Origin of the sequence: Mesorhizobium sp. M7A.F.Ca.CA.002.09.1.1 (assembly GCF_003998555.1) — a bacterium.
GTDB classification, from domain to species: domain Bacteria; phylum Pseudomonadota; class Alphaproteobacteria; order Rhizobiales; family Rhizobiaceae; genus Mesorhizobium; species Mesorhizobium ciceri.
This window is the reverse complement of sequence record NZ_RZRR01000245.1, coordinates 1-6,545: the sequence shown is the minus strand read 5'-3', so window position 1 is coordinate 6,545 and position 6,545 is coordinate 1. Positions and strand designations below refer to the sequence as shown.

Annotated in this window: 8 protein-coding genes; 1 reads left to right on the top strand and 7 read right to left on the bottom strand. The window is 63.9% G+C overall.

The features are described 5' to 3' along the window. Nucleotides 1-63: 63 nt before the first annotated feature. The 5 genes from EN994_RS13250 to EN994_RS13230 all read right to left on the bottom strand — a co-directional run bounded on the left by EN994_RS13250 (nucleotide 64) and on the right by EN994_RS13230 (nucleotide 3,530). The gene (locus EN994_RS13250) at nucleotides 64-813 is read right to left on the bottom strand and encodes an electron transfer flavoprotein subunit beta/FixA family protein (RefSeq protein ID WP_013529425.1); all 750 of its coding nucleotides are present in this window, start codon (nucleotides 811-813) and stop codon (nucleotides 64-66) included. Nucleotides 814-1,011: 198 nt separating this feature from the next. After that, nucleotides 1,012-1,812: a rhomboid family intramembrane serine protease gene (locus EN994_RS13245; RefSeq protein WP_027163501.1), complete on the bottom strand. Its 801-nt coding sequence runs from the start codon at nucleotides 1,810-1,812 to the stop codon at nucleotides 1,012-1,014. Between the two features lie 28 nt (nucleotides 1,813-1,840). Then, nucleotides 1,841-2,422 (bottom strand): cob(I)yrinic acid a,c-diamide adenosyltransferase, encoded by a 582-nt coding sequence (locus EN994_RS13240; protein WP_013529427.1) that lies wholly within the window; start codon nucleotides 2,420-2,422, stop codon nucleotides 1,841-1,843. Between the two features lie 25 nt (nucleotides 2,423-2,447). Further along, entirely contained in the window at nucleotides 2,448-2,639 is a 192-nt protein-coding gene (locus EN994_RS13235; RefSeq protein ID WP_013529428.1) for a twin transmembrane helix small protein, read from the bottom strand. Between the two features lie 24 nt (nucleotides 2,640-2,663). Beyond that, the gene (locus tag EN994_RS13230; protein WP_127307577.1) at nucleotides 2,664-3,530 is read right to left on the bottom strand and encodes an SDR family oxidoreductase; all 867 of its coding nucleotides are present in this window, start codon (nucleotides 3,528-3,530) and stop codon (nucleotides 2,664-2,666) included. Between the two features lie 55 nt (nucleotides 3,531-3,585). Here EN994_RS13230 and EN994_RS13225 point away from each other — a divergent pair, with 55 nt between their 5' ends. Next, a complete protein-coding gene (locus tag EN994_RS13225) occupies nucleotides 3,586-4,437 on the top strand; it encodes a YihY/virulence factor BrkB family protein (protein WP_013529430.1) in 852 nt (283 codons plus the stop codon). A 102-nt stretch (nucleotides 4,438-4,539) separates the two neighbouring features. On the opposite strand, the gene EN994_RS13220 is transcribed toward EN994_RS13225, so the two are convergent. Next, on the bottom strand, nucleotides 4,540-5,436 hold the full coding sequence (locus EN994_RS13220; protein ID WP_063169083.1) for a DMT family transporter: 897 nt from the start codon (nucleotides 5,434-5,436) through the stop codon (nucleotides 4,540-4,542). Between the two features lie 145 nt (nucleotides 5,437-5,581). Next, complete coding sequence (gene gluQRS, locus EN994_RS13215; protein WP_063169082.1) at nucleotides 5,582-6,457, bottom strand: tRNA glutamyl-Q(34) synthetase GluQRS; 876 nt, start codon at nucleotides 6,455-6,457, stop codon at nucleotides 5,582-5,584. Nucleotides 6,458-6,545: the final 88 nt, after the last annotated feature.

Here is a 6,545-nt window from a genome sequence, read left to right as displayed (position 1 = left end):
TCTGTACGTGAGCACCGGAAGCGGAGAAGCCAGCCGTTTGCAGGCCGGCCTCATCGGATTTCCTTACAGCACGCCGGCTTCGTTCTTCAGCTTGTCGACCAGCTCAGCGACGCTCTTGACCTTGACGCCTGCCTTGCGGCCGCTCGGCTCTTCGGTCTTGATGACCTTCAGCCGCGGCTTGACGTCGGCGCCGTAGTCGGCCGGGCTCTTCTCGTCGAGCTGTTTCTTCTTGGCCTTCATGATGTTGGGCAGCGAGGCATAGCGCGGCTGGTTGAGGCGAAGGTCGGCGGTGACGATCACCGGCATCTTCAGTTCCACCGTCTGCAGGCCGCCATCGACTTCCCGCGTCACCTTGGCCTTGTCGCCGTCGAGCACGATCTTGGAGGCGAAGGTGCCCTGCGCCCAGCCCAACAGTGCCGCCAGCATCTGGCCGGTCTGGTTGGAATCGTCGTCGATCGCCTGCTTGCCGAGGATGACGAGGCCGGGCTGCTCGGCGTCGACGACGCCCTTCAGCACCTTGGCGACGCCGAGCGGCTCGGTCTGTTCGTCGGTCTTGACCAGGATGGCGCGGTCGGCGCCCATGGCGAGCGCCGTGCGCAGGGTTTCCTGCGCCTGCTGCGGGCCGATCGAGACGACGATGATTTCTTCCGCCTTGCCAGCTTCCTTCAGCCGGATCGCTTCTTCAACCGCGATCTCGTCGAACGGGTTCATCGCCATCTTGACGTTGGCGAGCTCCACCGCCGAACCATCAGCCTTCACGCGAACCTTGACGTTCGCATCCACAACCCGCTTCACGGGCACAAGGATCTTCATTTGCCTGTCACCTCTTCACGCTAATTGGGCGCGCTATAACAGCCTGCACCCGTTCTGAGTTGTCGAAAGCCGACATTCCAGGTGGAAATTCTGGCCGGATGGAAATTCTGGTCTTTGCCCGCCTTAGGTTGCGGCGGAGACGTTTCCGTAGTTGCGGCAACCCTGCACGTCAATACGCTGCAAGTGGCTCAAATCGGTTCAGTCCGAACTGGAAGCGTTTCCGCGTCCCCAGCGCGGTGTCGCGGCGGGTTGATCGGGGATCAGCGGTTCCGTGGCAACCGGCGGCTGGTCGGGCGCGGCGGGCGCGACGTCTTCGTCGGCGCCGGCAAACAGCGGCACGCCGCGGCTACGCAAGACAAGCACCAGAACGGCGCCGGCGATGATGCCGCCGATATGGCAGGCCCAGGAGATCTGATCCTCGCCGCCGGCGGCAAACATCACCACCTGGAAGAGGACCCACAGGATGAGCGGGATGAAGGCCGGAATGCGCAGCGGGATGCGGGCGAAGGCCAACACCCAGACCTTCACCCTGGGATAAAGGATCAGATAGGCGACGACCACGCCGGCGATGGCGCCCGAGGCACCGATCAGCGGCACCTGCGAGTCCCAGGCGACGAGGCCCTGGAAGGCGGCGCCGGCGATCGCGCACAACAGGTAGAAGATGAGGTAGCGGATGTGACCGAGCGCGTCCTCGACATTGTCGCCGAACACCCACAGGAACAGCATGTTGCCGCCGAGGTGGAAGATGTCGGCATGCAGGAAGGAATAGGTGAGGTAGCTCAGGCTTTCGGGGATGACGATAAAACGGGGATCGAGCTCGGCGGTGTCATGGACGACCGACGGGATGAAGCCGAGACCAAGCACGGCGGCATTGGAGAAACTCTCGCCGCCGAGCGCGGTGGCGAGGTAGACCAGGGCGTTGGCCACGATCAGCCCGATGGTCACATATTGCAGGCGGATGTGGCGCAGCCTGTTGGTGTCGTAAAGCGGGATGAACATGCCCCAGGCCCTCTTCCGCTTTCGACAATCAGCGGTTCTTGCCGGGAACCCATAGCACGTCGGCGTTTCCGTTGTCATTGACCGCCCGGGCGGCGACAAACAGGAAATCCGAGACGCGGTTGATGTATTTCAGACCGTCGCGGTTGACGTGCTCGTTCGGGTCCTGGGCCAGTGCGACCATCAGCCTTTCGGCTCGCCTTGCCACGGTGCGGGCAAGGTGAAGTGCCGCCGCCGCCGCTGTGCCGCCATTGAGCACGAAGGATTTGAGCGGCTGAAGCTCCTTGTTGAGAAGGTCGATGTCCTTTTCGACCCGGTCGGTCTGCACGGCGACGATGCGAAGCGGCTCATAGCCGAGCGGCTTGCCGTCGTCGGGTACGGCGAGATCGGCGCCGAGATCGAACAGATCGTTCTGGATGCGGGAAAGCATGGCGTCGATCGCGGGATGGGCCGCGGCCGTGTGGACCCTGGCGATGCCGATGCAGGCATTGGCCTCGTCGACCGTGCCGTAGGCCTCTACCCGCAGATCGGATTTCAGCCGCCTCTCGCCGGTGCCGAGACCCGTGGTGCCATCATCGCCGGTGCGGGTGTAGATCTTGTTGAGCTTGACCATTTCGCCTCCCCGGCCGCCGGCATCCTCACTTGCGGGTGAAATACACCGCCAGCAGGATCAGCACCAGCGCCACGGCCTGCAGCATGACTCGCGCCTGCATCAGCTTGTTCGAGGTGACGCCGGAGCCGCCGCGCATCATGTTGATGAGGCCGCGAACAAGCACGACCGCAACGGCGACCATGACCAGAATGGCGAGAATGTTGAAGACGGTTGCCATTGCTTCGTTCCAGTTGGTTGGCGTTCAGGCGCGTTTGGCCATCAGGCGGTAAAGCATCGATGCCGGCAGGATGCGTCTGAGCACCGCGCCGATCCTGGCGGGCACTGTTACCACATAGTGCGGGCGTGGGCGCCGCGACAGAAGTGCATGGCGCAGCGCCGCATGAACCACTTCCGGCCCTGGCTTCAAGGCCGATTGGCTGCCGCCGGCCCGCAGTCGCTCGAGTTGCGCCGCATAGTCCACGCGGTGCACGGAATTCTCGTGGTCGATGTTGCTGAGAAACCAAATGAGGCCATTGCTGGCGATCTTCGACTTCACCGGCCCCGGCTCGATCAGCGAAACGTGGACGCCGCTGCCGGCCAGTTCCTGGCGCTGGCAGAGCATCAAGGCCTCCAGTGCGTGCTTCGACGCCGAATAGGCGCCGCGAAAGCGCACCGGCACGAGGCCAAGGATCGACGAGCAGTGGACGATGCGGCCCTGACCCTGGCGGCGCATCACCGGCACCAGCCGGCGGGTCAAATCATGCCAGCCGAAGAAATTCGCCTCGAACTGCTGCTTGAGCGCGGCAACGGGCAGATCCTCGACGGCGCCCGGCTGCGCATAGGCGCCGTTGTTGAACAGGGCGTCGAGCCGGCCGCCGGTGCGGTCGAGCACCGCCGTCACCAGCGCGGCGATGGAGTCCGGCTCGCAATAATCGAGATAGAAGCCCTCGATGCCGTCGGCCTCGAGCGCGGCGATGTCCTGCGGCTTGCGCGCCGTTGCGAACACCCGCCAGCCCTCCGCCTTCAACGCGCGGGCGCAGTACGCGCCTATTCCCGAAGACGCACCGGTGATGATAATCGAGCGCAACTTCTGCGCCGGACTGTTCGTGGTTTCGCCAAGGGTTGCCATTTGCCGCAATCCCTTCCCATATTCCCGGCGTGGAGACAATTGGAGGGCGCGGTTCTTGTTGCGGAAGATCGTAGCCCTCAAGCGGGTCCTCTACGACGCACTTGGCCATTTCAACACCGATGACGGCTGGGCGATGGCCAGCCATCTGGCGATCACCTCGCTGATGGCGCTGTTCCCGTTCCTGATCTTCGCGACGACGCTGGCGAGCTTCCTCGGCGCGCAGGCGTTCTCCGACACGGCCGTGCATCTGGTCTTCGACACCTGGCCCGAACAGATCGCCAAGCCGATCGCGCGCGAAGTGCTCAATGTGCTGACCGTCAGGCGCACCGACCTTTTGACCTATGGTGTGGTGCTTGCGGCCTATTTTGCCTCGAACGGCATCGAGGCGCTGCGCACGTCGCTCAACCGCGCCTACCGCGTCTCGGAAACGCGCGGCATCATCTACCGCCGGGTGCAGAGCATCATCTTCGTGCTCATCGCCACGGCCGGTTTCCTGGCGATCAGCGTGCTCCTGGTGTTCGCGCCGCTGCTGGCGCGGCTCGCCGAAGCCCATATCGACTGGATCAAGCCCTATATGGGCACCATTACGCTATGGCGTTACGTCATCGCTTCGGCGGTCATTGTCGGCGGATTGTTTGCCGTCCATTTCTGGCTGCCGGCGGGCAAGCGCCGCTTCGTGTCGCTGGTGCCGGGCATCGTCTTCACGCTGGCGGCATGGCTTATCGGTTCGACCATCTTCGCCACCTATCTCGACCACTTCTCGTCCTATGTGACGACCTATGCCGGCCTGGCCTCGATCATGATCGCCGTGGTCTTCCTCTACATGGTGTCGGCGATCTTCATCCTCGGCGGCGAGCTCAATGCCGCGATCAGCCGCTATCTGGAGGCGCGTGCGCGGGTGGGATGACAGGGCGAATTGAGGAATTGAAGAACTGAAGAATTGGAGAAAAAGCGGGCCATATCCGGCGCTGTCTGTGCTTCTTCCTCAATTCCTCAATTCCTCAATTCCTCAATTCCTCAATTCCACAGTTCTTCCCTTGGCCTGCCGCGCCGTTGCCAGGCCGACGCCGAATGTCGTGATCGCCATGCCGGCAATCTGAAGTGCGTTGAGCTGCTCGTCGAACAGGGCCCAGGCGATGATCGCCGTCACCGCCGGCACCAGGTAGAACAGCGAGGCGACCTTCGACATCTCGCCGTCGCGGATCATCACCATCAGCAGGAAGATGGCGCCGAGCGACAGCACCAGCACCAGCCAGGCCATGGCGAAGATGAGTTCGCCATTGATGACGACCGTGTGGGTTTCGAAGGCGAGGGAGGCGACGAGCATCAGCGAGCCACCGCCGACATATTGCCACATGGTCGCCGCGACGAGGTCGCCGCCGGAGGCAAAGCGCTTCTGCCAGATGGTGCCGGCGCTCATGCCGAGCACCGAAACCAGCGAGGCTGTCAATGTCGCCGCGGTCACGCCGCCGCCGAGCGCGCCGAGCTTCGGCCACAGCACGATGACGATACCGATGAGGCCGATGCCAAGGCCAAGCCAGTGACGCGGCAGGATCGCCTCGCCGAGGAATTTGCCGGCCAGCACCGCCGTGATCAGCGGCTGCAGGCCGACGATGAGGGCCGAAAAGCCGGCCGGCATGCCCCTGTGGATGGCCCAGAACACAGCGCCGAGATAGACGCCATGCATCAGGATGCCCGCGCCGGTGGCATGCAGCGCCTCCTCGCGGGTGGCTTTTTTCGAACCCAATACAAGCATCAGGACGGCCAGCAGGATGGCGGCGATGACGAACCGCGCGGCGAGGAAGGTGAACGGCTCCGCCCATGGCATGGCGTAGCGCGCGCCAATGAAGCCGGTCGCCCACAGAACGACGAAGGTGGCGGGAATGAACCGCTTGATGCTGTGCATGTTCCGGAGTCCGCCGCACTGGAGAGAATTGCCGTGGCGATGCTCTAATCCCGTTCACCCCGGCGCGCAAAGCGAAACGGTTGATCCATAGATCACCGGAATTCAACGCCGGCCCATCTGGGGTGGCTTCTTGGTCTCACCGGGCTCAAAGCCCGACCATTCGCCTGATGTCGTCAGGCGATGCGCCGGCATGGCGCAAGGCGGCAAGGCCGGTATCGCCCAGGCTCTTCGACAGTTTTCGCCCGTCGGGCCCGAGGATGAGGCGATGATGGAAATAGGCGGGTTGCGGCAGTCCCAGGAGTTGCTGCAGCAGGCGCTGCACGCCGGTGGCGGAAAACAGATCTTGTCCGCGCACGACGTGGCTGACACCTTGCAGGGCATCGTCCATGACGACGGCGAGGTGGTAGCTGGTCGGGATATCGCGGCGCGCCACGATCACGTCGCCCCAGTCCTGCGGACGGGCTTCGATCGAGCGTGTCGCGGAAAGCGTCTCGTCGGCGAATTCGGTCCAAGACAGGTCCTTGCCGACACGCGCCAAGGCGGCATCGACATCCAGCCGCCAGGCGAAGGGCGCATTCCCGGCGATCCGCCGCTGGCGTTCCTTGACTGGCAGCGCCTTGTCAGCGGCGGGGTAGAGCGGCACGCCATCGGGATCGCGCGGCCAGTCGCGCCCACGCTTTTCACTGTCGGTGATGAAGGCGCGGATCTCGCCACGGCTCATGAAGGCGGGATAGACGAGTTCCTCCCGGACCAGCCGCTCGAGCACCGCCTGGTATTCGGCGAAATGCTCGGATTGGCGGCGCACCGGCTCTTCCCAGCCAAGCCCCAGCCATTTCAGGTCGGCAAGCACGCCGGCCTCGAATTGCGGCGTGCAGCGCGTCGTGTCGATATCCTCGATGCGCAGCAGCAGGCGGCCGTCCGCCCGTGCCGCCAGCTTCTGGTTGAGCAGCGCCGAATAGGCGTGGCCGAGATGCAGGTCGCCATTGGGGCTGGGCGCGAAGCGGAATGTCAGGAGTGTCATCTCTGCGGCGGCAATCGGGTTGTGCGGCGGTTTTGCCAATTGCTACCGTGCTGCCGGTTCAGGAACAAGAAAGCATGCAGCGTATCGC

Excerpts from the sequence above, each read along its gene's own strand:
- EN994_RS13220 (WP_063169083.1), bottom strand. The coding sequence starts at position 5,436 with ATGCACAGCATCAAGCGGTTCATTCCCGCCACCTTCGTCGTTCTGTGG.
- EN994_RS13240 (WP_013529427.1), bottom strand. The coding sequence starts at position 2,422 with ATGGTCAAGCTCAACAAGATCTACACCCGCACCGGCGATGATGGCACC.
- EN994_RS13245 (WP_027163501.1), bottom strand. The coding sequence starts at position 1,812 with ATGTTCATCCCGCTTTACGACACCAACAGGCTGCGCCACATCCGCCTG.
- EN994_RS13250 (WP_013529425.1), bottom strand. The coding sequence starts at position 813 with ATGAAGATCCTTGTGCCCGTGAAGCGGGTTGTGGATGCGAACGTCAAG.
- EN994_RS13235 (WP_013529428.1), bottom strand. The coding sequence starts at position 2,639 with ATGGCAACCGTCTTCAACATTCTCGCCATTCTGGTCATGGTCGCCGTT.
- EN994_RS13230 (WP_127307577.1), bottom strand. The coding sequence starts at position 3,530 with ATGGCAACCCTTGGCGAAACCACGAACAGTCCGGCGCAGAAGTTGCGC.
- gluQRS (WP_063169082.1), bottom strand. The coding sequence starts at position 6,457 with ATGACACTCCTGACATTCCGCTTCGCGCCCAGCCCCAATGGCGACCTG.